The sequence below is a fragment of the Candidatus Cryosericum hinesii genome (assembly GCF_003570985.1).
GTDB lineage: Bacteria > Caldisericota > Caldisericia > Cryosericales > Cryosericaceae > Cryosericum > Cryosericum hinesii.
Window position 1 is genome coordinate 1 of the sequence record NZ_QXIW01000023.1, and the last position, 23,403, is coordinate 23,403.

Sequence of the window (23,403 nt, forward strand, 5' to 3'; positions counted from 1 at the left end):
TACCGGTACAACTACTGGAGCGGATTCAGCTACTGGAGCGGGTTCAGGGGCAGTTTCCTGAGCGATGACGGTCTCAACTGGAACGACAGTCTTCTTGTGCTCGGGTCGCGTAACCATCCAGCGGATGACGTTTTCGTTCACTCTCAGCTGCTGCTTGAGGGCATCGACTTCGCCAGGCTCGCACTCAAATGCGATCACCCAGTAATAGCCATCCTGCTTTTTGTTGATCGGATATGCCATGCGACGACGACCCCATGGGTCTGCCTTCAGAATCGTGCCCTTCGATGAGATGAAGGACTGAACGGTAGTGGCGACAGCCGTAGCTTCTTCCTCCGGCATTGTCCCGTCCACAATAAACATCAATTCAAACTCTCTCAACAGTTCCTCCCTTTGGACTTAGATTTCGGCCGTCTTCGCAACGGCAGAGAGCGGTAACAGTATATGCAGGAGCTGAAGCGATACAACTGGGGGAACCCTTCACGGAAGCATCCGGCTGTATCGCCTTGAAGTGAGATGATTTAGCGGGCCCTCTCCAGGAACGCCTTATAGGCCAGATAGCAGGCATACAGATCCGCCTTGCTCGCCAGCTCCTGTGGCGCATGCATCGACAAAAGCGCTGGGCCGGCGTCGAGCGTTTCGATGCCACGCTTCGAAAGGAACTTTGCTACAGTGCCGCCGCCGCCGACGTCCACCTTGCCCATCTCAGCCACCTGCCATGGGACCTTGGTCTCGTCCAGCAAGCCGAGCACCTTGTGGAGAGTCTCGGCGGAGGCGTCATGGGCTCCGGCCTTGCCTCGCGAGCCGGTGAACTTCGTGATCACGATGCCGTTGCCAACAGTGGCAGCGTTTGTCGGTTCAAACACATCCAGATAATTGGGGTCCATGCCGGCGGCGACGTCGGCGCTGAGCGCCATGGAGCTCCAAAAGACCTGTCTGGCCGTGGTCTTCTCTCCAGTTTCCAGGATGAGCCGCTCAATGACCAGTTCAAGGAACTCGCTCTGCATGCCGGTGTCGCCGTCACTGCCAATCTCTTCCTTGTCAGCGAGGAAAACGACCTGCGTGCGCTCAGGCTCCTTCTTCTGGTCCAGCAGGCCACGCAAGGCCGTGTAGCCACAGATCCTGTCGTCGTGTCCGTAGGCGAGGATGAGTCCGCGGTCAAAACCGACTTCCCGAGGCTTCATTGCCGGCACAAGCTCCAACTCAGACCCGGCGAAAGCTCGCTCTTCGACGTTGAGCTGCTCGGCAAGCATCTTCAGGACGTTCGTACGAACAGGCGTCTTGTCGTCCTTGTCATCAGCGGGTACGTGACCGACGATTGCATCGAGCGCTTCGCCCGAAACGCCTTCGCTCAGCTTCTTCTCTGCCTGAGCCTGCCCAAGATGTGGAAGAATGTCGGAAATGTTGAACACAGGATCAGTATCGTCCTCACCGATGCGCAACTGAAGCTTCTTCCCTGCCTTGTCGTAGATCACGCCATGCAGGGCAAGGGGGATCGTCACCCACTGGTACTTCTTGATTCCACCGTAGTAGTGGGTCTGGAAGAGGCCCAGACCAGTGCTCTCGAAAAGCGGGTTTTGCTTCACGTCGATGCGCGGAGCGTCGACGTGCGCGGCTACGATGTTGAGGCCCTCGCCGAGAGGACGCTTGCCCAGCCTCACGATCACGGCGTTCTTGCCCCGGTTGATGAAAATCAGTTTCCCACCTTTGGGCAATGCTTTGGCAGAGAGAGCGTCGGCAGTCCTGTAACCGCCGGCCTGGGCAATAACCGTCGCTGCCTCGACGAACTCGCGTTCAGTCTTGGCATCCTTCATAACCGACATGTACTCTGCAGCCAGCTTATCGGTTGCTTTGCGATCGATGCTGCTCCAGGCAGATGTCTTGTTCAACCCGATTTCCTTGGACTTCATCACGGTTCACCTCCGAGTGTGTAGAAAACCTAGCATACCTTGAAATTGGACCAAAATCAAATAGCATGCTAAGTCAGAGGAATGGAGGAGTCCTATGGAATTGCGCGGTGACCTGCAGAGTTTTCCACTTGCCCAGCTTATTCAGACTCTGGACAACGCTCAAAGGACTGGAAAGTTGGACATAAAGGGACACCTGGGTAGCTTTGCCATCTTTTTCCAGAAAGGCAAGGTCATCCATGCGCAGTCACCGTACAGCAGCGGATTACCCGCTTTCTTTGATGCCTTTCTCGAGCGTGACGGTACGTTCAATTTTGTATCTAGTGTCATCATGCCGCCTCGAAGGATCACCCAGAACAATACGAGCCTCCTCATAGAGGCCACGGGACTTGCTGACGAATACGTGCGGTCAGGAATCCAGACGGAACCGTCCGAACTGCAGGTAAGCCTGGGCGAGAATGACTCCGACGCAGCTGTTACGCTGACCGCCGATGAGTTTCTACTCCTGCAGAAGGCTGGCGACCTGGAGTCGTTCGACAGGATACTGAAGGAAGCTGAGTTTGGGTTCTTCCGCACATGGACAGCTCTTAACAGTCTTGCGGACAAAAAGATGGTTACGTTGTCGAAATCGGAGGCATAGATGGAAGGTCAACTGTCTTCACTGGTGGTCACAAAGGAAGATATCGAAACCATCGACGAACTGTTCTCACAGTACCTCGTGGATTCGCAGGCGAAGGACCTTATCCTCCTCAACAAGAGCGGCGAGCTCCTGGCGAAGAGTGGTGCTGTCACGCGAGAGTCGGCAGTTGCCGTGTCTGCCTTGGCGGCTGGTGTCTTCTCGGCCACGAATGAGTTGGCAAAACTGCTCGGCGAACGTGAGTTTACCCTGACGTTTCACCAGGGCAAAGAGACCAACATCCACATTTCCCTCGTAGACCCCTTGATCCTGCTCGCCGTCATATTCGACAACAAGGCGCCCATCGGCGCCATCAGGTTTTGGGCCAAGAAGATCTCGGGTTCGATCAAGCCAGTTCTCGAGAAAATGGCCTCCGGCCCGCGTCAAGAACCTTCTCAGGACCTCAGGAAGGGACTGCAGGATGAGATTGACAACCTCTTCTAGCAAATTGATGCGAGTCACTACATGTCTCTGATCGACTTCTCCAAGTCTGAGATTACGTTCAAAGTTGTCTACTATGGCCCGGCAATGAGCGGCAAGACGACGAACCTCAGCTGGATCTTCCGGACAATCCCGGAGAAGGTGAAGGGTCAGTTCACGTCCATCGCAACTGAGACAGAGAGAACGCTCTTCTTTGACTTCCTGCCAGTAGAACTGGGGACCGTCAAGGGCTTCAAGATCCGCCTGAGCCTTTATACCGTGCCGGGACAGGAACTGTACAAGTTGACACGCAAGTCCGTGCTCAAATCTGTCGACGGCATCGTCTTCGTCGCAGACTCGAATCGCGACCGGCGAGAGGACAACGTCAATAACCTTGCCGATATGTTCAAGAATCTCGAAGACTACGAGTCGCCGGATACGCCTATCATCTATCAGCTGAACAAACGGGACATGCCCGCCATCATGCCGGTCCGTGAGATTGTCGATGACCTGCAGCTCAAGGGAAAAGCCATCTACCTTGGCATGGCCAGTAGCGGAGTATCTGTCATGGAATGCCTCAAAGGAATCACTCGGGAGGTTGTCAGCAAGATCTGATCTGTCGCACCTGCCCGAGAGATGGATGGGTGCCAAGCCTGGCACCCTGTCCGTTCTGCGTTCGCTCAGGCTCCCCCGTTGTCGCCCATGTCCTGCACCCATCCATGGACCAACCCTGATCGCGACCACGTTCTCATGACCCGGTCGCACTCCGCATCGGTGAGTTTCCGCCAAATGCCCAATGCAGGGTCAAATGCTTTGTAGGCAGGAAAGTACTGCGTCATGACACTCACGTATGTCTGAAGTGACAGTCGGCGGGACACGAAGCCAAAGACCTCTCGAGCCATACCGGTATGGTGCGGGAGAATGAGGTACCGCACAATGAGTCCTCGCGGGACATATCTGCCCTGCTCGTCCAAGCTGATGTCTCCAACTTGGCGATGCATCTCGATAAGCGCACGCTCAGCGACCTGAACGTAATCAGCGACTCCCGAGAGTTGCATGGCGACAGCCTCGTCCGTATATCGAAGATCGCCCAGGTAGATATCCACGATTCCATCCAGAAGAGCCAGCGTCGATGGTTCGTCGTAGCTGCTCGTGTTGTAGACGATGGGAATGTGCAGTCCCTGTTGTCGCGCAGCAAATACTGCTGCCAGTAGCTGGGGTACCTGGTGGGAGGGTGTGACAAAGTTGATATTGTGGGCTCCCTTTGTCTGAAGCTCGACGAGCGCACCTGCGAGTTGCCCAACCGGCATCTGCGTTCCATGGTGCAGTTGACTCAGCGGATAGTTCTGGCAATAGCAGCAATTCAGGTTGCAACCGCTGAGAAAGACCGTACCTGATCCTCGTGTCCCACTGACGGGAGGTTCCTCGCCACGATGCAGATTCCAGACAAAGACCTTGGGCTTGAGAGCGGCGCCGCAGTAGCCAGTGTCTCCAGCAAGCCGATGGGCTCCGCAACGTCGAGGACAAAGATCGCAGGCCGCCATGCGGCGATACGCATTCTGGATCCGGGCTCGGAACTCTGCATCCGACAGCCGGAGATACGACCCGTCAGCTTCAGCGACCACTTCCGGACTCGTCGCGAACTCCTGCCTCGGCACGGCAACCGCACCTGAGTCTAGAGGCTCATTTTCTGTGCGGTCCATGCTCCAACCTGGTCGGCAACCTGTCGGATGTGCTCCAGAGCCACAACAGCGAATGTTTCACGGTCGACGGCCTTCTGTTTGGGGCCGGGTTCGAGCGGGAGAAGCCCGTAGTTGGCGTTCGTGGGTTGGAAATCCTCTCTGTCGCGCGTAACGTAGTCGACCAGAAGACCCATCATCGTCTGGACAGAAAAGACTGGCCGCGGGAAGCCGTGAAGTGAGGCAGCAGCGTTCAGTGCCGCAACGAGTCCCAGTGCGGTCGACTCCATGTATCCATCGACGCCGCACAATTGCCCCGCTGCCCATACGTGTGGAAACGCTCCCAGTTGGAGGTCTGCGGACAGCACTGAGGGGCCGCGCAAAAACGCGTTCCGATGAATGAGGCCATACCGCACGTATTCAGCGTTGCGAAGGGCTGGTATCATGCCAAGCACTCGTTGCTGCTCGGCGACGGCCAGAGAAGTCTGAAATCCAACCAAGCCAAGGACGGTTCCTTCACGGTTCTCCTTGCGAAGCTGGATAACGGCGAAGCAGTCTGCAGGTCTCTCCCGGAGACCGACGGGGCGCATCGGACCAAATCTGAGAGTGTCATCGCCCCTTCGCGCAATTTCCTCGACGGGCAAACACCCCTCAAAGTACTTCTGTTCATCAGGAGTCTCGGGGAGGTGTTGTCTGGCAGATTGGAGCGCATGCACAAATGCATAGTACTCCTCCCTTGTCAGAGGACAGTTCAGATAGTCGGCGGCATCTCCCCCACGGGAGCTCAAGAACGAAGAGTTGCGATCAACCGAATGAGCCCAGACGGATGGAGCGACGGCATCGTAGAAAAAGAGATTCTCGCACCCAAGGCGCTCCCGGAGTTCATGGAGAAAATCCGGACTGGTAAGAGGCCCTGTGGCAAGGATCGTTGGTACCGAGGAATCGATCCGTTTGTATTCCTCCCTGCGAATGGAAATGAGCGGATTGCTCTGGATACTCTCAGTCACCAGGGAGCTGAACTGGTCCTTGTCGACCGCGAAGGCCTTGCCTGCAGGAAGACGGCTCGCATCAGCGCACCGCACGATACCGGAGCCCAGGAGTCGAAGTTCGGCTTTGAGAAGGCCTCTCGCGTCCCGCAAGGCGTCAGAGCCAAGGGAATTGCTGCAGACAAGTTCTCCCAATCGGTCGGTTTCGTGGATGTCGGTCTGGTGCAAAGGCCGCATTTCCCATAACTCCACCGTCAGGCCAAGGCGAGCCAGAGTCAGCGCAGCCTCACTGCCTGCCAGGCCGCCCCCGACAACGCGGATGTCAATGTCCATGCTACAGTGGCTGGACGATAGCGAAGCTGTCGGGTCCCCGCCGTACCAGGAGGCCCCGCAGTTCAAGACTGGTCAGAACGCTGAGCACCTGAGGCGCGGTGCAGGCAAGGCGTTCGCACAGCAGATCCACTGAGGTGCAGCCTGTCTGAATGCAGCCTGCGATCGTCAGTTCCTGCTGCGACAGTGCCTCGGACGGGTGTTCCTCGGGAGCGGCCTTGAATCCCGGAAGTTCATCGAGAACGTCTTGTACAGATTGTACCAGTTTGGCACCAGACTTGATCAACGCGTTCGTTCCAACGTGTTGCGGAGCGTAGATAGAACCTGGAATCGCAAAGACTTCACGATTCTGTTCAAGAGCAAAGTTGGCCGTAATCAGAGATCCACTCTCCTTCGCAGCTTCTACCACGAGGACCCCCAGCGAGAGACCAGAAATGACGCGGTTGCGCTGCGGGAATGTATAGACCGTTGGCTGCATATGAAGATGAAACTCAGAAATGACGGCTCCCCCGCCGTTTCCTGCAATGGTCCGCGCAATTGGAGCATGAATAGACGGGTAGATCTCATCTACACTGGATCCCAGGACGGCAACCGTTTGACCCCCAGCATCAAGGCATCCAACGTGGGCTGCCTTGTCAATTCCATAGGCAAGGCCACTGACCACCACGAGACCTGCCGTTGCCAGTTGTCCGGCAAGGTCGGAAGCTGCTCTAAGACCTTCAGGCGTCGGTTTGCGGCTGCCCACGATGGCAATGCAATCCCTGAGCAGAACTGTTGCGTCACCCAGAATCTGAAGGAAGATTGGTGGACGGTAGCATTCGAGGAGGCAACCCGGATAGGTCTCCGGTCCGTCGAACATCGTAATAAGAGAAGCCCCGAGGCTGTTAAGCTCGGCAATCTCTTTGTCGGCTTTTTCCAGGGCACTGTCCCGTTCAGCCAATGACACGTGCTTTCCTCGCGCCGAAGGCGACGCAGAAAACAGTTGGTCGAGCCTCTCCTGTGACACGGCCTCCAATTCACCCGGCGCCTCAAGCAGGGCCGCGAGGTCCCACTTACAGACGCCAAGAGGCAGGAGGTCGAGAGCAAGAGCAGCTCGACCAAATGGCGAGATCATGAAAGGACTAGGCAGTCAGCTGCTTCTTCGCCTCGGCGACGAGGGTGGCAAATGTTTCCTTGTCATGAACAGCCATGTCAGCCAGAACCTTGCGGTCGAGTTTTACGCCGGCCTTCTTCAGGCTTCCCACGAACTTGGAGTACGTGATGCCATTAGAGCGACAAAGCGCATTGATACGCACAATCCAGAGTGCTCTATATTCGCGCTTCTTTTCCTTGCGGTTGAAGTAAGCATGGCGCTCAGCCTGTTGAACGGCCTCCCGTGCAGCCCTGTACCGTATAGAGCGTGCGCCGACATAGCCCTTGCTGAGCTTCAGTATCTTCTTGTGCCTTCTGCGGATCGAGCTTCCACCTTTAACTCTCGACATAGTGAGCCTCCATTAACCCTTGAGATACGGCACAAGTCTCTTCATGTTGCGAGCATCTGCGCCATGAAGAACACGCTTCTTCAGCATCTGTTTCTTCTTCGCCATGGACTTCTTACCAAGCTTGTGGCCATGGTTGGCGCCATACGCCATGATCTTGCCGGTACCGGTTATCTTGANNAGCACTTCTTTGGATGGTTCCATCATCATTGACATATTGCGTCCCTGCATCTTTGGTTCCTGCGTGACTGTGCCGTACTCGGCAAGATCAGCAGCAACCCTCTTGAGCAGCGCACGCCCCTGGTCCGGAAAAGCCATCTCACGACCGCGAAACATGATGGTCACGCGAACACGGTTTCCGTCGGACAGGAATTCCTTGAGGTGCTGATTCTTTACGGTCAGATCGCCAACGTCGATGCGCAGCCGGTATTTCATCTCTTTCATCTCGACTGTGACCTGTTTCTTCTTGGCTTCCTTCTGCCGCTTCATCTGCTCGTACTGGTACTTTCCCAGGTCCATGATCTTGCAAACGGGTGGAGTGGCGTTGGGCGCCACGACGATCAGGTCGAGCCCCTTCGAGTACGCAAGTTCAAGAGCTGCTTCGGACGTCAATAAGCCCAGCTGACCATTGTTCTCGTCAATGACGCGGACTTCCTTCCAGCGCACTCTCTCGTTGTAAATCAGATCTGAATCCCTATTGATTCCACACCTCCAAAAAGAAAAATGGCGGCCGCTGTAAAACGGCCGCCACATAGTATCACATTGGCGAACTCAAGAACCTCTTTGCTTAAAGCTGGAGGTAGAAGCCTTACCGGCTTCGTTTTACAGTGGCTCTACTCTTTCGAGCCTCCACGAGTATAGCAACGTTTCCGTGCAAAGCAACTAGGGGAAGATGACCTTGCTCTTGATCTCCCCGAGCACACGCTCGATGAACTGGTCGACGGCCACCACACCTTGATCGCCTTCATGCCGCATGCGCACGGCTACCGAGTCCACTGCTGCTTCCTTGGCGCCTATGACGGCAATATACGGGACCTTCTGCATCTCGGCATCGCGGATCTTCGCCTGCATCTTCTCTCGGCGGAGATCCATCTTGGCCCGGATGCCACGATCAAGCAGCCTGGCGGTGATTGTCCTGGCATACTCCTCCTGCACGTCCGTGATGGGGACCACCTCGACCTGCACGGGAGCAAGCCAGAGCGGAAATGCTCCAGCATACTGCTCGATGAGAGTACCGAAGAACCGCTCCATGGAACCCAGCACGACGCGGTGCAGCATGATCGGCCGGTGTTCCTTGCCGTCTTCGGCGATGTAGGTGATGTCGAAACGCTCTGGTAGATTGAAGTCGACCTGAAGTGTCGGCCCCTGCCACTCACGGCCAATGGCGTCCACAAGCTTAATATCGATTTTGGGCCCGTAGAAGACACCTTCACCTGGGTCGACCTTGTAGTCGAGATGCATGTCCTCAAGAGCCGTTCTCAGAGCCTCGGTCGCCATCTGCCAGCCTTCATCCGTTCCGACAGAGTGCTCCGGGCGGGTGCTGAGATAGATGTTGTACTTCGTAAACCCGAACGTCTCGATCATGTGACGAGTGAAGTCGAGTACTCCCTTGACCTCAGCGTCAAGCTGGTCCGGACGGACGAAGAGATGAGCATCGTCCTGAGTGAACCCGCGCACGCGCAGAAGGCCATGAAGGACTCCCGACTTCTCGTAGCGATACACGGTGCCCAGTTCAGCCCAACGAAGCGGAAGATCGCGATAACTGCGAACCTGCGACTTATAGATGAGAATATGGAAGGGGCAGTTCATTGGTTTGAGCATGTACTGGTCCTCATCGACTTGGATCGGTGAGTACATGTTCTGCTGGTAGAAGCCCCAGTGGCCAGAGGTCTTCCAGAGTTCAAGATTCGCTATGTGGGGGGTGTAGACAAATTCATATCCACGCTTGATGTGCTCAGCATGCCAGAAATCCTCGATCTCCTTGCGAACAATGGCACCCTTGGGATGCCAGAAAACTAGTCCAGCGCCAGCCTGCTCCTGAATACTGAAGAGGTCCAGCTGCTGTCCGAGCTTGCGATGGTCGCGCTTGGCAGCCTCTTCCCGGGCCGTGACAAAACCGACCAGCTCTTCCTTCGATGGGAAAGCCGTGCCATAGATCCGCTGAAGCATCTTGTTCTTCTCATCTCCTCGCCAATACGCGCCTGCGATGGAGAGAAGCTTGAAGTGCTTGAGGTAGCTGGTGGAAGGAATATGCGGTCCACGGCAGAGGTCTGTGAACGATCCCTGAGTGTAAAGCGAGACAGTCGTCGCTGGTATCTCCGAAAGGATCTCGACCTTATACTGGTCGCCGCGTTCCTTGAAGAATTCGATGGCTTCGGCTATCGGCTTGTCTTGCCGGGTGAAATGCTCGCTGCGTTCGGTAATCTCGCGCATCTTCTGTTCGATTGCAACGAGATCATCGGGAGATAGCGTCTTCGGCATGTCGATGTCGTAGTAAAAACCAGTGTCGATAGATGGTCCGATGGCAAGCTTGGCATCCGGATAGAGCTCTTTGATCGCCTCGGCCATGATATGTGACGTACTGTGGCGAAGGATTTCGAGCCCGTCGCTGGTGGCGGTACCCACAAGCTGGATGTCGTCGGTCGTGGATGGGATCGTCGTCAAGTCCACGAGCAAACCGCCAATCCTGGCAGCAACGATAGATCGCTTCTGCTGGGGAAAGAGCTTCTGAATAGCCATGAGGATGGACTCGCCATCAGTGAAAGAATATTGAGACGATACGTCATCAAAGACAATTCTGATATCCATGTCCGCTCCCTGAAAACTCAAATGGTGGGCGATAGAGGAATCGAACCTCTGACCTCTTCGGTGTCAACGAAGCGTTCTACCTCTGAACTAACCGCCCACAAAACCGGACTTGCTGTAGTATACACAGAACACGCTCGGCTGCAAGTCCTCTGACTCGAGACGGCCTGTATACCGCGGTCCAAAAGGCATTCGACCCACGAGGTCTTCAGCCGAAGGTCAGAACAGCCATCTTGCTACTATAGCATATGAGTATACTGTTGGTTACATGTAGACGTCAAGTGAGGAGATATGGAAATGGCATTCACAGCGCAGAAGCACGTTCGACAGGTCGTGGCCACACTCGAGAAGACCTATCCCGGGAGAGGCACCGCTCTGGAGTTCAAAGACCCATGGCAGTTGCTCACGGCAACGATACTCAGCGCCCAGTGCACAGACGTCATGGTCAATAAGGTTACCCCACGTCTCTTTGCTGCTTATCCCAGCGTATGCGCTCTGGGTCACGCCGATATTCTTGCGGTCGAAGCGATTGTCAAGCCGACCGGCTTCTTCCACAACAAGGCGAAGGCGATCATTGCCGAGTCACTGGAGCTTTGTGAGAAATGGGGAGGCACGGTGACTCCTGAGATGGATTTTCTCACGGGACTCCCTGGCGTCGGACGGAAGACCGCAAACGTCGTCCTTGCGCACGCGTTCGGCAAGCAGGCTGTGGTTGTTGACACGCATGTGAAGCGTCTGACTTATCGCATCGGACTGAGCGAGAGCCTCGTTCCGGAAAAAGTAGAACAGGATATCATGGCTGCCGTTGCCGAGAGCCACTGGAATTCGCTCTGTGATGCACTCATCGCCCACGGGCGATCTACCTGCAATGCTCGCAGACCGGATTGCGACGCCTGCACCATTACTGGACTTTGTCCGAAGAACGGGGTGCCTGAGGCGAAGGTTCCACGCTGAGGGGAGGCATTCCGCGATGTGCAAGCACATCAGCGAATCACGCGAAGTATTAGTCTAGTCCGACGAAGTAACCAACGTGATTCCTTGAGAGACGGCACCGTTCCACAGCCCAGAGTCTAGTACTCGCATACTGTGCCTGCTGTGGCGTGGGCTGGTTGGTGTTTTCGTATCTCTGCAAAGACAAAGAACCGCTACTTCACTCGCACAGAACCAGAGACAGCACATTCATGTCTACTTCACGACTAGACTTCCCCGCTGAAACCGACAACGCTTCGCGTGCGCACGGAGCACGACCAAGGGCAGCGCTCCTACGGAAGCGGCACGGCTAACATGTCGTCCGAAGGTACTGCGGCCTTCTACCCTTTTGTCAGAGCATCAATTGTGTCTTTGAGGCTTGCCTCCAGCTCTCGAATTCGCGCAGCAACCGAGGGATCCTTCACCTTCTTGGCAATCCTCTGAATATCATGGAGCACCCACCCGATCTGCTGTGACCTGGACAGATATCCATAGCCAGTGGCAATGTCAGTCCGAATCCCCTCTTCGAGCTCAGTTAGGATCGCCTGAGCCTGTGCTACATTTCCATTCCTATCAAAGGCAAGTGCGAGGTGGGGGTATACCGAGTATCCGATTCCGCTCTCGTTCGACTTCTTGAGTTCCGGGTATAGCTCTGATGCTTGTTGGAACTGACCCTTGTCAACCAAGTTCTCAATCAGTTGCTCGATCGCAATTGTGTTCCCGGGGTCCAACTCCAAAGCCTTTTCCAGTTCTCCTCGTTCGATTAGTTGATCCACCTTCTCGCTTCGCCTCAAGTCGTCAAGAACCTCTGGAGAAATGGCTTCAAGGATGGATGCCCTTATCTCCCCTTTGAACTCGGTCAACTCGTGCACAACACCCTTGGTATCGCTTCGGAGAGATGTGACGTCTTCTCTGACTTCCTGCTTGAAACTCTCGAAGCTCGCTTCAAAGCCTCCCTCTGGACTGACGCGAATTCGGACGGAACTCCAGATCGATAGCCCCGTCAGGAGTGCTCCGACGAGCGTGAGAGTGGCTCCCCCGAGACCAAACACATACCCAAGCAAGAATGCTGCAGTAACGCTGACAAGCATAGCTGACCCCAGGACGAGCCCCATGACCAGTGCTACCGGTTCGATAGTCGTCTGTTTGATGTTCATTTGAGCAGCTCTCCTCCCCCATGTCGCTTCAGCAATCCCTAGAAGGTCAGAACGTATCTGAAGTCCTCCAAGGGAGAACCCAGACGTAGTGCCAAACGCGGTCAGCATGCCAGTATCTCTACTATGTATCACATTTGCCGATTATTGCCAGTTCAGGCGCTCATTGGCCGATGCGTCTACGATGACTGCAATCCTGTCCGTCGGACTCCGGGGCTACGGTTTCGCTTGGCATCTCTCTAGCTTCGCCGCAAGAAGTCGTTAGTCATCCCGGGATCTGTCCCAAATCGATCTATTAGCTGGGACCCCCACTCATCCATCATCTGACGGGCAAGGAACAACGATGCTGATCAATGGCGTTCACGCGTTATCGCCAGTTCTTCCAATGACAACGTCGTCCTTGCGCATGCATTCGGCAAGCAGACTGTGGTTGTTGACACGCATGTGAAGCGTCTGACTTATCGCATCGGACTGAGCGAGAGCCTCGTTCCGGAAAAAGTAGAACAGGATATCATGGCTACCGTTGCCGAGAGCCACTGGAACTCGCTCTGTGACGCACTCATCGCCCACGGGCGATCTACCTGCAATGCTCGCAGACCGGATTGCGACGCCTGCACCATTACTGGACTTTGTCCGAAGAACGGGGTGCCGGCAGCGAAGACTCCGCACTGACAGGAGGAATTCCCAGTTGTGCGAGCAGGTCAAGGAACCAGCCACGTCCGACAGAATGCAACAGGCCACGGTCCCGATACCTTCTCTGGTGGCGATCCGTGGCCTGGTTGTGCCAAGATTCCTTCTGGTCAGGGTCGCTCCCAGTTGCCGAAGGGGTGCCTGAAAACACCACGTTCAGTGACGATACCCGAAAGCAGCTCGTTGGGGGTCACGTCGAACGACGGGTTGAAGGCATGTGCGCCTTCAGCGGCAACACGCTGGCCTGCAAATGACAGGACCTCATTCTCGTCGCGCTGTTCTATGGGGATCTCGGCGCCCGAAGCAATCGAAAAATCGAAGGAGCTCAACGGTGCCGCCGTGTAGAACGGTAGCCCATGGTACTTGGCCAGGACGGCCAGCTGGTAGGTCCCAATCTTGTTGGCGAAGTCACCGTTCGAGGCGATGCGGTCGGCACCCACGATGATCTTGGTGACCATTCCATGCGACATCATGAAGCCGGCCATTCCGTCAGTAATAAGATGGAATGGGATACCTGCGGTCACGAGTTCCAGAGCCGTCAATCGTGCTCCCTGAAGGTACGGCCGTGTCTCGAGGGCAATGACCTGAATCTTCCTGCCTTGCTTGAACGCTTCGTTGATAGAGCCGAACGCTGTGCCATACCGATAGGTCGCAAGAGCGCCGGTATTGCAGATGGTCATGACGGTATCTCCGTCTTGAAACAGTTCGGCACCATACTTCGACAAGGCGAGATTGCGGTCCTCGTCGTCCTGGGCAAGCCTGTCCGCGAACGCAGCCAGTTCATCGGCCGCTGCCTGTGGGTTCTTGCCAAGACTCGGCGCTCCATCGGCAAGAGAGCGATCGACGGCCCAGGCAAGGTTCACGGCAGTGGGCCGGGCGCTCTTGAGATAGGCGCCAGCGTCGAGAACAAACTGTGTGGGCTGCGGAGTCGTCACCGCCTCTCGGGCAGCCAGAACCATACCATAAGCGGCAGCGACGCCGATTGCGGGAGCCCCGCGAGTGTTCATATTCTTGATGACCGAATAAACATCTCTGTAAGACCTACACTCGATCCACTCAATCTCGAAGGGGAGCCTGAGCTGGTCGAGTACACGCAAACTAGAGCCTGTCCACAACAGGCTCCGAAGTTCTTCACTCATTGGTCGAAGCGTCGAATCAGGCTGTGGCCTTCAGCTTCTTGAGACACTTTCCGCACACGCGAATCCTCTGAACCCTGCCGTTCATCTCTACCTGTACTGTGTGAAGATTCGGCAGGAAACGACGAGAACTGCGCTGAATGGAATGGCTAACCGTGTTGCCTACCATTGGACCCTTGCCACAAATAGTACATACTCTGCTCATTTCGATGAACCTCCATGAAAAAGTAGGTTAATTCTACGTCAAAGGCCAACGAATTCAAGTTTGGTGGTATAATCGAATACCACATTTTGCCTGGAGAGTGGATATGACTGATACAAAAGGTAAAGTCGTTCTCAGCAGGAATGCAATGGAGGAAATCCTCCGGCTGGCTACCCTGAATGTTTACGGCGTGACAGGGCTGGCTCCCGTCACATTCGCCGAACGCTTCACTGGCGCTCTTGCGCTTCTGTCGACACCGAAGGGCGTCGATGCTCAGATCAGAAAAGACGGCACGATCGAGGTGACCGTTCATGTTCGGCTCCAATATGGTCTTCGTGTTTCCGAAGTCGCCCGTACCATTGTATCACAGGTTCGCTATGTCTTCTGCAGTATGACGGGGATTGCGCAGGAGAGAGTCGAACTGAACGTCGTGGTCTGGTCCATTCGCGTCGAAAACGAAAACGAATAGCAATACTTCCGGAGGATATCTTGAAAGAAATCGGTTACAGTGAGCTTGAGGCGCTGTTCACGGCTGCTCTCGCCAGCCTCGAATCCCGCAAAGCCTTTATCAACAGTCTGAACGTTTTTCCCGTGCCCGACGGAGACACCGGCACGAACATGTCTCTCACCCTCCGAACTGCTCTGGAGGAAGTCCAGAAGAGTCAGCCCAAGTCCATGAAAGAGTTGGTCTCGACATTGTCCGCCGGATCCCTCATTGGGGCGCGCGGAAATTCAGGCGTCATCCTGTCACAGATCATCCGCGGCATGGCAACGGCAGCTGACAGCAAGCCGGTACTGACCACGACAGATTTCACACAGATGCTCACCAAAGCGACCGAGGTAGCATATAAAGCGGTGGTCATGCCTGTAGAAGGAACCATCCTGACCGTCGTCAGACGCATGGCCGAGAGTGCGGCCGGGCTGCACCAGGAAGACTATACGGATTACCTGGCCGAGGTCATCAGGACAGGAAGACAAGCGGTCAAGGAGACGACTGGGCAGCTTCCCGCACTGGCGGAAGCCCATGTGGTGGATGCCGGCGCCGAGGGCCTTGTGACCCTCCTGGAAGGCATGTTGATGAGCCTCCGGGGTGAGACGGTCGCCTCCGGGAAACTGACAGTCGAGGATGAGACCGAGGAGCATGTCGGCCCGCAGGACCTGACGTACCGTTATGACACTGTGATCCTGGTGGCTTCCGACACGCTGCCGGAAGCGGAAGTCCGTGCGAAACTGACCGAACGTGGCGATAGCCTTGTCATGGCCTCGGCGGGCGGCCTTACCAAGATCCATGTCCACACCAACGAGCCGTACGATACTATCCAGTACCTCATGAAGTTTGCCCCGATACGGGAGGGGCGCATCGAGGATATGCAATACCAGGCAAACGAGTATGCCGGCGGCCCGGCATCCGGGGCAGGTTCTTCCTCAAAGACACTCGCTTCGACGGAGGGCTGCGCTGACGAGTACGTGCAGCATGCATACGTGGTAGTGTCACCGGGGGTCGGATTTGACGAAATTTTCCGCAAACTTGGAGCACAGATCATCGTGGGCGGCGGTGACACGATGAATCCGCCGACTGAGGCTTTCGTCGATCCCATCAAAGCATGCAACGCCAAGTCCTTCATTGTCTTCCCAAACAACAAAAATATCATTATGGCCGCACAACAGGCCGCCGACCTCATTGATAAGGACGTGCACGTGTTGAACGCTCGCCACCCGGTGCAGGCTATCAGTGCGCTGGTCCAGCTGGCTTCCTGTGGTCCTGATGACGACTGTCTGGCGGTCGCAAACCAGGCCATCGAGGCGACAGATTTCTTTGCGGTCACGTGTGCAACCAAGAATGCCTCGGTCTCTGGAATGCTTGTCCACGAAGGCGACTATATGTTGCTCGTCGACGACAAGCTTGTGGGGCTTGGTCAGTCGGTCGAGGGAGCACTGATGCACCTCAGCGAATCTCCCATCACCTGGGATGACAAGTCTCTGGTATCGGTTTACCGGGGCGCCGACTTTGCTGAGGCGTCATTCGATGTGCTCGTTGCGACGTTGACCCGACAGTTCCCTGATCTTGAGATCCAGCCTTATTACGGAGGGCAGGCCTTCTACAGCGTCGTGGGGTCGGTCGAGTAATGGACAGCGCTCAGCTGAGACAGCAGGTGACCATCGCGGTCGACAGCCTGATGCGGCGTATTGGGCAGTCGTACGAAATTACTGTCGTCCTCGGATCTGGTCTGTCGAGCTTCGTGGACCGGATGGATGGGCGGACAATCGTTCCCTACGTCGAGATTCCGGGGTTCCCTGTGTCGACAGTCAAGGGGCATGCCAGCAAGCTTGTTGCGGGGAGCATCGGTGGACACAGAGTTTTGTGTTTTGCAGGTCGCTTTCATTACTACGAGGGTTATGACGCTGCCACGGTGACCATCCCTGTTCGAGTTGCCCAGGCCCTGGGAGTTCGTATCGCCCTCTTCACGAATGCGGCGGGCGGTATTGCGGATCGTCTGCGACTGGGGGATCTCATGGTCATCGAAGACCATCTCAACCTGCTTACCGCAGACAGCCCACTTCGAGGTCTCGCCGATGAGGTTTTCGGCTCCAAATTCGTGAACATGTACACTGCGTATGATCCCGCGGTCACGCGAGCGCTCAAATCGGTCGGTGAACATCGTTCGTTGCCGATTGCGTCCGGCGTCTATGCAGCGCTGTCCGGGCCTCAGTTCGAGACCCGTGCAGAGATTAGAATGCTGCGGATTCTAGGAGCTGATGCAGTCGGTATGTCCACGATTCCCGAGGTGATTGTGGCAAACCAGGCTGGCATGCGCGTTGGCGGCGTCTCGGTCATTACGGACCTTGCGACCGATACGGTCACCGAGCTCAGCCATGACCAGGTGCTCGCCACGGCGCAACGTGCCGATGAACACCTGGCAGAGTTGCTGGCCGGTGTCATCGAGAGGCCCGAGTGGTGAACAGGAACTTCGCAGAACTTATCGAGCAGAAGAAATCCGGTGGCGAGCTCTCGGAAGAAGAGATCTCGTGGTGGATTGATGGTCTTGTGAGTGGCTCCATTCCGGACTACCAGACGTCGGCAATGCTCATGGCCATCTATTTCAGAGGGATGAACGCTCATGAGACTTCCTGGCTCACGCATTGCATCAGTACAAGTGGAGACGTCATCGATCTCTCTTCACTGAAGGGAGTGAAGTGTGACAAGCACTCATCGGGGGGTGTTGCCGACACAGTGTCCATCCCCCTCATCGCCATTGCCGCAAGCTGCGGTGCTGTGATGCCCAAAATGTCTGGAAGGGGCCTCGGACACTCCGGCGGAACAATCGACAAGCTCGAGTCGATTCCGGGTTTTGACGTGAACCTGACGCCACTGGCGTTCATGGAGATTGTCAACCGACTAGGTGGAGCCATCATGGCTCAGACCGGCGATGTAGCTGTAGCCGACAAGAAACTCTATGCCCTCCGCGACGTGACGGCAACGGTGGACTCTGTGCCTCTTATCGCATCCAGTATCATGGGAAAGAAGCTGGCGTCCGGTGCCGACGTGATCGTCCTGGACGTGAAGTGGGGATCTGGAGCTTTCATGTCAAGCGAGTCGGAGGCCATCGAACTGGCGAAGACCATGGTTGGCATAGGAGAGGACAATGGCAAGACGACAGTTGCCTATGTGACGGACATGAATGAGCCGCTGGGCAACGCCGTAGGTAATGCCCTCGAGATCGTCGAGGCCGTCCAGGTTCTCAAGGGGCATGGCCCGGCCAAACTTGTCGATGTCATATTGACGCTCTGCGACGAGATCCTCATGCAGAGCGGCATCGTTCAGAAGCGCGAAGACGCCAGAACAATGGCGATGAACGCCATCGCGAATGGGAACGCACTGCAACGCTTTGCGGATATCGTCAGGGCGCAGGGAGGTGACCCCGCATTCATCGACCGGCCCGAAGTCCTGCCACAAGCCGCGGTCAGGCTGCCGGTCTATGCTCCGCGCAGTGGATTCGTCACGAGCATTGATGCGAAAGGCATTGGCCTGGCCGCCATGCACCTCGGCGCAGGGCGCCGCACGAAGGAGGACGTCATCGATCTGGCCGTCGGCCTCGTGCTGGACGTCAAAACCGGCGATACAGTGACTGCCACGCACCAGATTGCGACCGTTTACGCGCGCACGGACGACGACGCACGCACGTGCGAGCAGGAGATCCTGGGGGCCATCGTCGTCGGGCAGGCGCCCGTCCCTCGGTGGCAGACTGTCGTAGCAAAGATCAGCCGTGCGGACGGTGTGGTGACCTACGAGCGCTCGTGAAAACGGTTATTCTCGGCCATGCAGGTGCAGACTTTGACTGTGTAGCCTCGATGGCAGGACTGTCTCGGTTGTATGCCGGTGCGGTCCCAGTGTTGCCCGGGTCCCTCGAGCCGAACGTGGAGGAGTTCCTCCGGCTCTATGAGGGACGTTTTCGTTTTGTACGCATGCCTGCGCCCACGTTGTTGAAAGAAGACATTGGGACAGTCGTCCTGGCCGACACGATTGTCGCAGCTCGCCTCGGGGAGTACAAAGAGGTCCTCTCGCTTCCGGGGATAAGGCTGGTTGCCTATGATCATCATGAACCAAACTCCGCGAGCCTGGCACATATTGACGAGGGGCATATCCGGAAGTGTGGAGCGACCGCATCGCTTGTGACCGCCGTGCTCCGCGAGCAGTTGATTCCCGTGAACCCGGATGAGGCTACACTTCTTGCGCTTGGCATCTATGAAGACACGGGCTCGCTGCTGTTCCCCGAGACGACGGCATTCGACGTCGAACAGGCAGCCTATCTGCTCAAGGCCGGGGCAAGTCTTTCCATGGTCGCCCGCTATGTCACCACCTACCTGGTTCCAGAGCAACAAACTGCTCTCGAGACTGCGTTGAACAATGCACAGGTCAGGACGGTGGCTGGAGCACAGATAGCTTTTGCCATTGTGCATGCAGAGCGGAACGTCGGCAACCTTTCGGTCATCGTCCACCGATTGGCTCAGATCATCAAGGCAGAAGCGTTGTTTCTCATCTACCAGACTCCCCAGGCGCTCTATGTTCTTGGGCGCAGTGACCGTCTGCTCAATGTCGCAGAGTTGCTTGCTCCTCTGGGGGGAGCAGGTCGGATCCATGCAGCAGCATCCATCCTGCGAGATGGAACATCCGCTGAGACTGCACAGGAGCACATTGTTTCCGCGATAGCCGCGAGGCATACCCAATGGCACCAGGTCGTCCGCGATATCATGACGCCCCATCCCGCGACAGTCTCCCAGAACCGGTCTGCCGAACAAGCCTTACAGACAATGGTGAATCTTGGGTTCTCGGTGCTGCCGGTTGAACGTGATGGCCGCATTGTCGGCGTCGTGTCCAAGAAAGCTCTCGAGAAAACTTCCCTCACGCGACTCCAGCAGAAGCCTGTGCATTACTTCCTGAATACGCGCATTGCAGCCGTCCCACTCACTGCAACCGTCGAGGAGCTGATACAGGCGTTCGGTACGTACAACACAGGCCTCCTGCTGGTCATGGAACAGGACCAGCTTTTGGGTGTGGTATCGAGATCCGACATCCTGCGCTACCTCAACAGCACGGCACATCCACAGAACATCGTGGGGACAGCAAGCGTGCGAGTCATCGCGCGTTCCGACCTCGATCGACTGGGCGGAAACGACACGGCTGCGACACTGGCCAGAATTGGTCAGATTGGCGATGCGGAGGAAAACCGAGCGTATCTGGTCGGTGGCTCGGTACGCGACGTCCTCCTCGGCAGACATCCCAACGATTTCGACATTGTCACGGAGAAAGACGTCTCGGGCATTGCCGCGGCAGTCGCCAAGTCCTTCGATACCAACGTGATCTCTTATGGACGCTTCATGACACACAAGGTTCGTATCCGAGAGCGGGAGTACGATTTTGCTGCTGCTCGCCTCGAGTACTACGATTTTCCGGGCTCGTTGCCCACGGTCGCCCCTGCATCATTGATGAAGGATCTACTGAGGAGAGACTTTACCGTGAATACTCTTGCCATGTCCCTCTCAGAGAGCGATTTCGGCACCATAGTCGACGCCACCGGAGGGCTGAAGGACCTTGAAGCCGGGACGATCCGGATGACATATTCCGACAGCTTCATCGAGGACCCCGCGCGGATACTGCGTGCGGTGGCAGCCCAGACACGTCTGGGTTTCACTCTCGAGGATGGTACCCATGAGAAAGCGAGAGATGCTCTTGAGCTCGGACTCTTGAATGTCCGCCGCAACAAACGTGCACAGGAGGAGTTCAAGGAGCTGCTCTTAGGAGGCAGGAGCGTCGCATGCATCAAAGCGCTTTGCTTCCTCGGATGCGGGCTCATTGGCCTTCCGCTGATTCCGCCGCGGGCTGCGAAAGTCCGACTCCTATCCGCCCTCGAGCAGGGACTCCAACCGTCCCTGAACGGCCTGGACGCTCCTCGGTGGGTTGCACCGCTTCTCGTGTGGCTAGGCGACATTCCTTCTGGAGAATTGCAGGAGGTCCTCAAGGACTTCGGACTGGGTGACCGACTGGCATCGGCGTGCCGGTCATGGCAGCGAAAGGAACGGGCACTGCGCCGCCTTCTCGAGCAAGGAGCATGTAAGGTGAGCACTGCAGCAGAAGAACTTCGGGGCATCCCCTTGCCTGTTCTCTCGATCCTGGAGGCCCACCTTGCCGGATTGGAGACCACCGGACCCCGTGACCTCCTTATGACAGTCCTTTCACGGATGGACGAGCCGTTGCTGGCCTCAGGTGAGGACATCGTGAACCTCGGTATCCCCGAGGGACGACAGGTCGGACTGCTTCTCGACCAGGTACGACGCCTCCAGCTGGACGGCATGATCGGCTCCAGAGAGGAGGCTGTGGCGTATCTGTGCGCGTCGAAAGGTTGACGCACAGCCGTCCCCGCCTATAATAAAACCCACGCAGGCCCTTTCCTGACGTGCGCACAACGCAGGGGCCCATAGCTCAACGGTAGAGCAGGTGGCTCATAACCACTTGGTTCTTGGTTCGAATCCAGGTGGGCCCACCATGATGTCAGAATCGTCGATGAGGTGTATTCATGCTAATAGACAAGCTTTGGGAACTTCAAGAACTCCAGTTGGCCTATCGTCAGAAGGAACGTCTTCTGCAGGAGTCGGATCTTTCTTCATTGCTGAGTCACAAGATCGACGAGACCGAGGAGCAACTGGCCGCGTTACGAGGGCAGCTGGAAACGTTCAGGGCCGACGAGGTCAGGATCAGTGAGAAGTTGGACGATCTTTCGGCGAAGGTTCACGAAGCCGGCGCCAAGCTCGGGAAAGAAGAAATGTCCGAAGACAAGGTTCAGAAGCTTGAGGAGAAGATGAAGAAGCTCACCCTCGAGAAAGAAAAGGTCGAGGATGCACAGGGGAAGAATTTCCATGACCGGCAGGACGTCGAGGACCAGACCAGGGCCTCGGAATTGCTGGTAGAGAAGCTTCGCAAGGAGCTCGAAAGCATTCCTAAGTTGGACACAACCTCGAGAGCAGCCGTAAAGAAGTCTCTTCCGACCTTGCGCAAGGACATTGAAACTCGCAAGTCGAAGTTGCCACTCAAAGCCAAGCTGATTTTCGAAAACCTGTCGGAGAAGTTCAGCGGAGCTCCTATTGCAAGAGCGGTTAGTTCGACCTGTGACTACTGTCACGTGAGGCTTTCCCAGAAGACATTGTTCCGTCTTCGTAATGCAGAGAGTGGCGGTGATGCTGAAGAGCTTATCCGTTGCGAGATCTGCGGCAAGATCCTGTACGTCGGCACCAAAGACCGCGAATGAGTCAGTCGCAGGCAGGAGTTTCTCCTGCTTGAGGAAAGTCCGGGCTCCAAGAAGCGAGTTGCTCGGGAAACCCGAGTGGGGGTAACCCCAAGGAAAGCGCAACAGAAAATATACCGCCCCGCAAGGGGTAAGGGTGAAATGGCGGTGTAAGAGACCACCGGCAGACCAGCGATGGGCTGCGCATTGCAAACCCCAACTGGAGCAAGACAAAATAGGAAGGCAAATAGGGCTGCTTCTCCCTGCCTTCGGGTATGTCGCTTAGATAAATGACTGACCACGACAGAACCTGGCTTATCATTCGCGGAATAGTAAGAGACCCCGACCTCACGGAAGGGGTCTCTCTATTTTCAGGCGTTTTTGCCGATGACGTCTCGGCATTCACCTCGCGGGAAACGTACGGCAGAGAGCTACACCTGCCCTGCGATCTCGATCAATTCGGCGAATGCAGACGGCTTGAGGCTGGCTCCCCCGATCAATCCACCATCTACCGAAGGGAGGCCTGCGATGGATGCGAAGTTGGCAGGCTTGACGCTGCCGCCGTACAGAATCGCGACGGAACCACCAATTGCCGTTCCGAGGAGCTGCTTGAGATGTTCCCGGATGAGGTGATGCGCTTGCTCTATCTGCTCATTCGTGGCATTCACCCCCGTTCCAATGGCCCATACTGGTTCATAGGCAACAATGAGTTGAGCGCCATCGGAGAGCCGGACATCACTGAGGGCGGTATCCAGCTGCCCAAATACGACCTCCTCAATCTTGCCGGCATTGCGCTCTTCGAGTGTCTCTCCAACGCATAATACGGGAATCAGGGACGCCTCCAGGGAGTTGACCAGCTTGCGATGAAGCAGGTCGGCCGACTCGCCAATGATGTGCCTTCGTTCCGAATGCCCTATGAGCACGTGGGTCGCTCCTGTCGAACGGATCATGGCCGGCGAGACTTCTCCGGTGAATGCGCCTTCTACCTCAGCCGCGACATCTTGAGCGCCGAGCAGCACCCAGGCCGGGACCGAACCGGTTTCTGCCAAGGCTCCCAATGCGATGTAGTTGGGGAAGACGATGACCCACACCTTGTCCCCCTGCGGGGGTGTGGTGCTGGCCAGTTCGGCAAAGAACGTCCTGGCCTCCTCAATAGTCTTGAACATTTTCCAGTTTCCTGCGACGATTTTCATGTT

General features: G+C 56.3%; 23 protein-coding genes, 2 tRNA genes and 1 other RNA gene. 12 read left to right on the forward strand and 14 right to left on the reverse strand.

What is annotated here, in order from left to right; genetic code table 11:
- A partial coding sequence (gene rpsF / locus SMC3_RS04185; protein WP_119124234.1) for a 30S ribosomal protein S6 occupies window positions 1-378 on the reverse strand: 378 nt, incomplete at its 3' end.
- A 140-nt stretch (window positions 379-518) separates the two neighbouring features.
- Complete coding sequence (locus SMC3_RS04190; RefSeq protein WP_119087452.1) at window positions 519-1,907, reverse strand: aminopeptidase; 1,389 nt, start codon at window positions 1,905-1,907, stop codon at window positions 519-521.
- A 94-nt stretch (window positions 1,908-2,001) separates the two neighbouring features.
- Between SMC3_RS04190 and SMC3_RS04195 the strand changes: the two genes are divergently transcribed.
- From SMC3_RS04195 to SMC3_RS04205, 3 genes are read left to right on the forward strand one after another with little or no spacing between them, the layout of a single operon-like run.
- Complete coding sequence (locus tag SMC3_RS04195) at window positions 2,002-2,544, forward strand: DUF4388 domain-containing protein (RefSeq protein ID WP_119087453.1); 543 nt, start codon at window positions 2,002-2,004, stop codon at window positions 2,542-2,544.
- Entirely contained in the window at window positions 2,545-3,024 is a 480-nt protein-coding gene (locus SMC3_RS04200; RefSeq protein ID WP_119087454.1) for a roadblock/LC7 domain-containing protein, read from the forward strand.
- Window positions 3,025-3,045: 21 nt separating this feature from the next.
- A complete protein-coding gene (locus SMC3_RS04205; RefSeq protein WP_119087455.1) occupies window positions 3,046-3,615 on the forward strand; it encodes a GTP-binding protein in 570 nt (189 codons plus the stop codon).
- Window positions 3,616-3,680: 65 nt separating this feature from the next.
- Here SMC3_RS04205 and SMC3_RS04210 read toward each other — a convergent pair whose 3' ends face one another.
- The 7 genes from SMC3_RS04210 to SMC3_RS04240 all read right to left on the reverse strand — a co-directional run bounded on the left by SMC3_RS04210 (window position 3,681) and on the right by SMC3_RS04240 (window position 10,378).
- The gene (locus SMC3_RS04210) at window positions 3,681-4,703 is read right to left on the reverse strand and encodes a 4Fe-4S cluster-binding domain-containing protein (RefSeq protein WP_119087456.1); all 1,023 of its coding nucleotides are present in this window, start codon (window positions 4,701-4,703) and stop codon (window positions 3,681-3,683) included.
- Window positions 4,676-5,998, reverse strand: a complete 1,323-nt coding sequence (gene trmFO, locus SMC3_RS04215; protein WP_119087457.1) for a methylenetetrahydrofolate--tRNA-(uracil(54)-C(5))-methyltransferase (FADH(2)-oxidizing) TrmFO — start codon at window positions 5,996-5,998, stop codon at window positions 4,676-4,678. The genes SMC3_RS04210 and trmFO overlap by 28 nt, the downstream gene beginning before the upstream one ends.
- 1 nt (window position 5,999) lies before the next feature.
- Window positions 6,000-7,109 (reverse strand): DNA-processing protein DprA, encoded by a 1,110-nt coding sequence (gene dprA, locus SMC3_RS04220; protein ID WP_165846564.1) that lies wholly within the window; start codon window positions 7,107-7,109, stop codon window positions 6,000-6,002.
- A gap of 7 nt (window positions 7,110-7,116) precedes the next feature.
- On the reverse strand, window positions 7,117-7,476 hold the full coding sequence (rplT, locus tag SMC3_RS04225) for a 50S ribosomal protein L20 (RefSeq protein WP_119085720.1): 360 nt from the start codon (window positions 7,474-7,476) through the stop codon (window positions 7,117-7,119).
- Window positions 7,477-7,488: 12 nt separating this feature from the next.
- Entirely contained in the window at window positions 7,489-8,139 is a 651-nt protein-coding gene (infC, locus tag SMC3_RS04230; RefSeq protein WP_207799660.1) for a translation initiation factor IF-3, read from the reverse strand.
- Between the two features lie 216 nt (window positions 8,140-8,355).
- Window positions 8,356-10,281, reverse strand: coding sequence for a threonine--tRNA ligase (gene thrS / locus SMC3_RS04235; protein ID WP_119089863.1), 1,926 nt, complete (start codon window positions 10,279-10,281; stop codon window positions 8,356-8,358).
- Window positions 10,282-10,303: 22 nt separating this feature from the next.
- A tRNA-Val gene (locus SMC3_RS04240) sits at window positions 10,304-10,378 on the reverse strand.
- Between the two features lie 197 nt (window positions 10,379-10,575).
- On the opposite strand from SMC3_RS04240, the gene nth reads away from it, so the two are divergent.
- Window positions 10,576-11,232: an endonuclease III gene (gene nth, locus SMC3_RS04245; protein ID WP_207799661.1), complete on the forward strand. Its 657-nt coding sequence runs from the start codon at window positions 10,576-10,578 to the stop codon at window positions 11,230-11,232.
- Between the two features lie 356 nt (window positions 11,233-11,588).
- Here nth and SMC3_RS04250 read toward each other — a convergent pair whose 3' ends face one another.
- From SMC3_RS04250 to rpmB, 4 genes are all read right to left on the reverse strand, one after another.
- Entirely contained in the window at window positions 11,589-12,404 is an 816-nt protein-coding gene (locus SMC3_RS04250; protein WP_119089865.1) for a tetratricopeptide repeat protein, read from the reverse strand.
- Window positions 12,405-12,761: 357 nt separating this feature from the next.
- Window positions 12,762-12,971, reverse strand: coding sequence for a hypothetical protein (locus tag SMC3_RS04255; RefSeq protein ID WP_119089866.1), 210 nt, complete (start codon window positions 12,969-12,971; stop codon window positions 12,762-12,764).
- A gap of 230 nt (window positions 12,972-13,201) precedes the next feature.
- Complete coding sequence (gene mtnA / locus SMC3_RS04260) at window positions 13,202-14,230, reverse strand: S-methyl-5-thioribose-1-phosphate isomerase (RefSeq protein WP_119089867.1); 1,029 nt, start codon at window positions 14,228-14,230, stop codon at window positions 13,202-13,204.
- Window positions 14,231-14,246: 16 nt separating this feature from the next.
- Window positions 14,247-14,432: a 50S ribosomal protein L28 gene (gene rpmB / locus SMC3_RS04265; RefSeq protein WP_119088999.1), complete on the reverse strand. Its 186-nt coding sequence runs from the start codon at window positions 14,430-14,432 to the stop codon at window positions 14,247-14,249.
- A 103-nt stretch (window positions 14,433-14,535) separates the two neighbouring features.
- Between rpmB and SMC3_RS04270 the strand changes: the two genes are divergently transcribed.
- From SMC3_RS04270 to rnpB, 8 genes are all read left to right on the forward strand, one after another.
- Complete coding sequence (locus SMC3_RS04270; RefSeq protein ID WP_119087309.1) at window positions 14,536-14,898, forward strand: Asp23/Gls24 family envelope stress response protein; 363 nt, start codon at window positions 14,536-14,538, stop codon at window positions 14,896-14,898.
- Between the two features lie 20 nt (window positions 14,899-14,918).
- Window positions 14,919-16,556, forward strand: a complete 1,638-nt coding sequence (locus tag SMC3_RS04275) for a DAK2 domain-containing protein (protein ID WP_165846565.1) — start codon at window positions 14,919-14,921, stop codon at window positions 16,554-16,556.
- Window positions 16,556-17,389 carry a purine-nucleoside phosphorylase gene (locus SMC3_RS04280; RefSeq protein ID WP_119087307.1) on the forward strand — a complete coding sequence of 278 codons (834 nt, stop codon included), beginning with the start codon at window positions 16,556-16,558 and terminating at the stop codon, window positions 17,387-17,389. Before SMC3_RS04275 ends, SMC3_RS04280 begins: the two co-directional genes overlap by 1 nt.
- A complete protein-coding gene (locus tag SMC3_RS04285) occupies window positions 17,386-18,729 on the forward strand; it encodes a thymidine phosphorylase (RefSeq protein WP_119087313.1) in 1,344 nt (447 codons plus the stop codon). The genes SMC3_RS04280 and SMC3_RS04285 overlap by 4 nt, the downstream gene beginning before the upstream one ends.
- A complete protein-coding gene (locus SMC3_RS04290) occupies window positions 18,726-21,332 on the forward strand; it encodes a CBS domain-containing protein (RefSeq protein ID WP_165846566.1) in 2,607 nt (868 codons plus the stop codon). The genes SMC3_RS04285 and SMC3_RS04290 overlap by 4 nt, the downstream gene beginning before the upstream one ends.
- A gap of 65 nt (window positions 21,333-21,397) precedes the next feature.
- Window positions 21,398-21,472 (forward strand) — tRNA-Ile (locus tag SMC3_RS04295).
- A 30-nt stretch (window positions 21,473-21,502) separates the two neighbouring features.
- Window positions 21,503-22,231, forward strand: coding sequence for a hypothetical protein (locus tag SMC3_RS04300; RefSeq protein WP_119087305.1), 729 nt, complete (start codon window positions 21,503-21,505; stop codon window positions 22,229-22,231).
- An RNA gene (rnpB, locus tag SMC3_RS04305) (RNase P RNA component class A) lies at window positions 22,221-22,540 on the forward strand. Before SMC3_RS04300 ends, rnpB begins: the two co-directional genes overlap by 11 nt.
- A gap of 98 nt (window positions 22,541-22,638) precedes the next feature.
- Here the strand turns inward: rnpB and tpiA are convergent.
- Entirely contained in the window at window positions 22,639-23,400 is a 762-nt protein-coding gene (gene tpiA / locus SMC3_RS04310; protein WP_119087304.1) for a triose-phosphate isomerase, read from the reverse strand.
- Between the last annotated feature and the right edge of the window lie 3 nt (window positions 23,401-23,403).

What these genes read in the sequence shown, in the direction of transcription:
- SMC3_RS04190 (WP_119087452.1), bottom strand. Translation starts at nt 1,907, where the DNA reads ATGAAGTCCAAGGAAATCGGGTTGAACAAGACATCTGCCTGGAGCAGC.
- SMC3_RS04195 (WP_119087453.1), top strand. Translation starts at nt 2,002, where the DNA reads ATGGAATTGCGCGGTGACCTGCAGAGTTTTCCACTTGCCCAGCTTATT.
- SMC3_RS04200 (WP_119087454.1), top strand. Translation starts at nt 2,545, where the DNA reads ATGGAAGGTCAACTGTCTTCACTGGTGGTCACAAAGGAAGATATCGAA.
- SMC3_RS04205 (WP_119087455.1), top strand. Translation starts at nt 3,046, where the DNA reads ATGTCTCTGATCGACTTCTCCAAGTCTGAGATTACGTTCAAAGTTGTC.
- SMC3_RS04210 (WP_119087456.1), bottom strand. Translation starts at nt 4,703, where the DNA reads ATGGACCGCACAGAAAATGAGCCTCTAGACTCAGGTGCGGTTGCCGTG.
- trmFO (WP_119087457.1), bottom strand. Translation starts at nt 5,998, where the DNA reads ATGGACATTGACATCCGCGTTGTCGGGGGCGGCCTGGCAGGCAGTGAG.
- dprA (WP_165846564.1), bottom strand. Translation starts at nt 7,109, where the DNA reads ATGATCTCGCCATTTGGTCGAGCTGCTCTTGCTCTCGACCTCCTGCCT.
- rplT (WP_119085720.1), bottom strand. Translation starts at nt 7,476, where the DNA reads ATGTCGAGAGTTAAAGGTGGAAGCTCGATCCGCAGAAGGCACAAGAAG.
- thrS (WP_119089863.1), bottom strand. Translation starts at nt 10,281, where the DNA reads ATGGATATCAGAATTGTCTTTGATGACGTATCGTCTCAATATTCTTTC.
- nth (WP_207799661.1), top strand. Translation starts at nt 10,576, where the DNA reads ATGGCATTCACAGCGCAGAAGCACGTTCGACAGGTCGTGGCCACACTC.
- SMC3_RS04250 (WP_119089865.1), bottom strand. Translation starts at nt 12,404, where the DNA reads ATGAACATCAAACAGACGACTATCGAACCGGTAGCACTGGTCATGGGG.
- mtnA (WP_119089867.1), bottom strand. Translation starts at nt 14,230, where the DNA reads ATGAGTGAAGAACTTCGGAGCCTGTTGTGGACAGGCTCTAGTTTGCGT.
- rpmB (WP_119088999.1), bottom strand. Translation starts at nt 14,432, where the DNA reads ATGAGCAGAGTATGTACTATTTGTGGCAAGGGTCCAATGGTAGGCAAC.
- SMC3_RS04270 (WP_119087309.1), top strand. Translation starts at nt 14,536, where the DNA reads ATGACTGATACAAAAGGTAAAGTCGTTCTCAGCAGGAATGCAATGGAG.
- SMC3_RS04280 (WP_119087307.1), top strand. Translation starts at nt 16,556, where the DNA reads ATGGACAGCGCTCAGCTGAGACAGCAGGTGACCATCGCGGTCGACAGC.
- SMC3_RS04300 (WP_119087305.1), top strand. Translation starts at nt 21,503, where the DNA reads ATGCTAATAGACAAGCTTTGGGAACTTCAAGAACTCCAGTTGGCCTAT.
- tpiA (WP_119087304.1), bottom strand. Translation starts at nt 23,400, where the DNA reads ATGAAAATCGTCGCAGGAAACTGGAAAATGTTCAAGACTATTGAGGAG.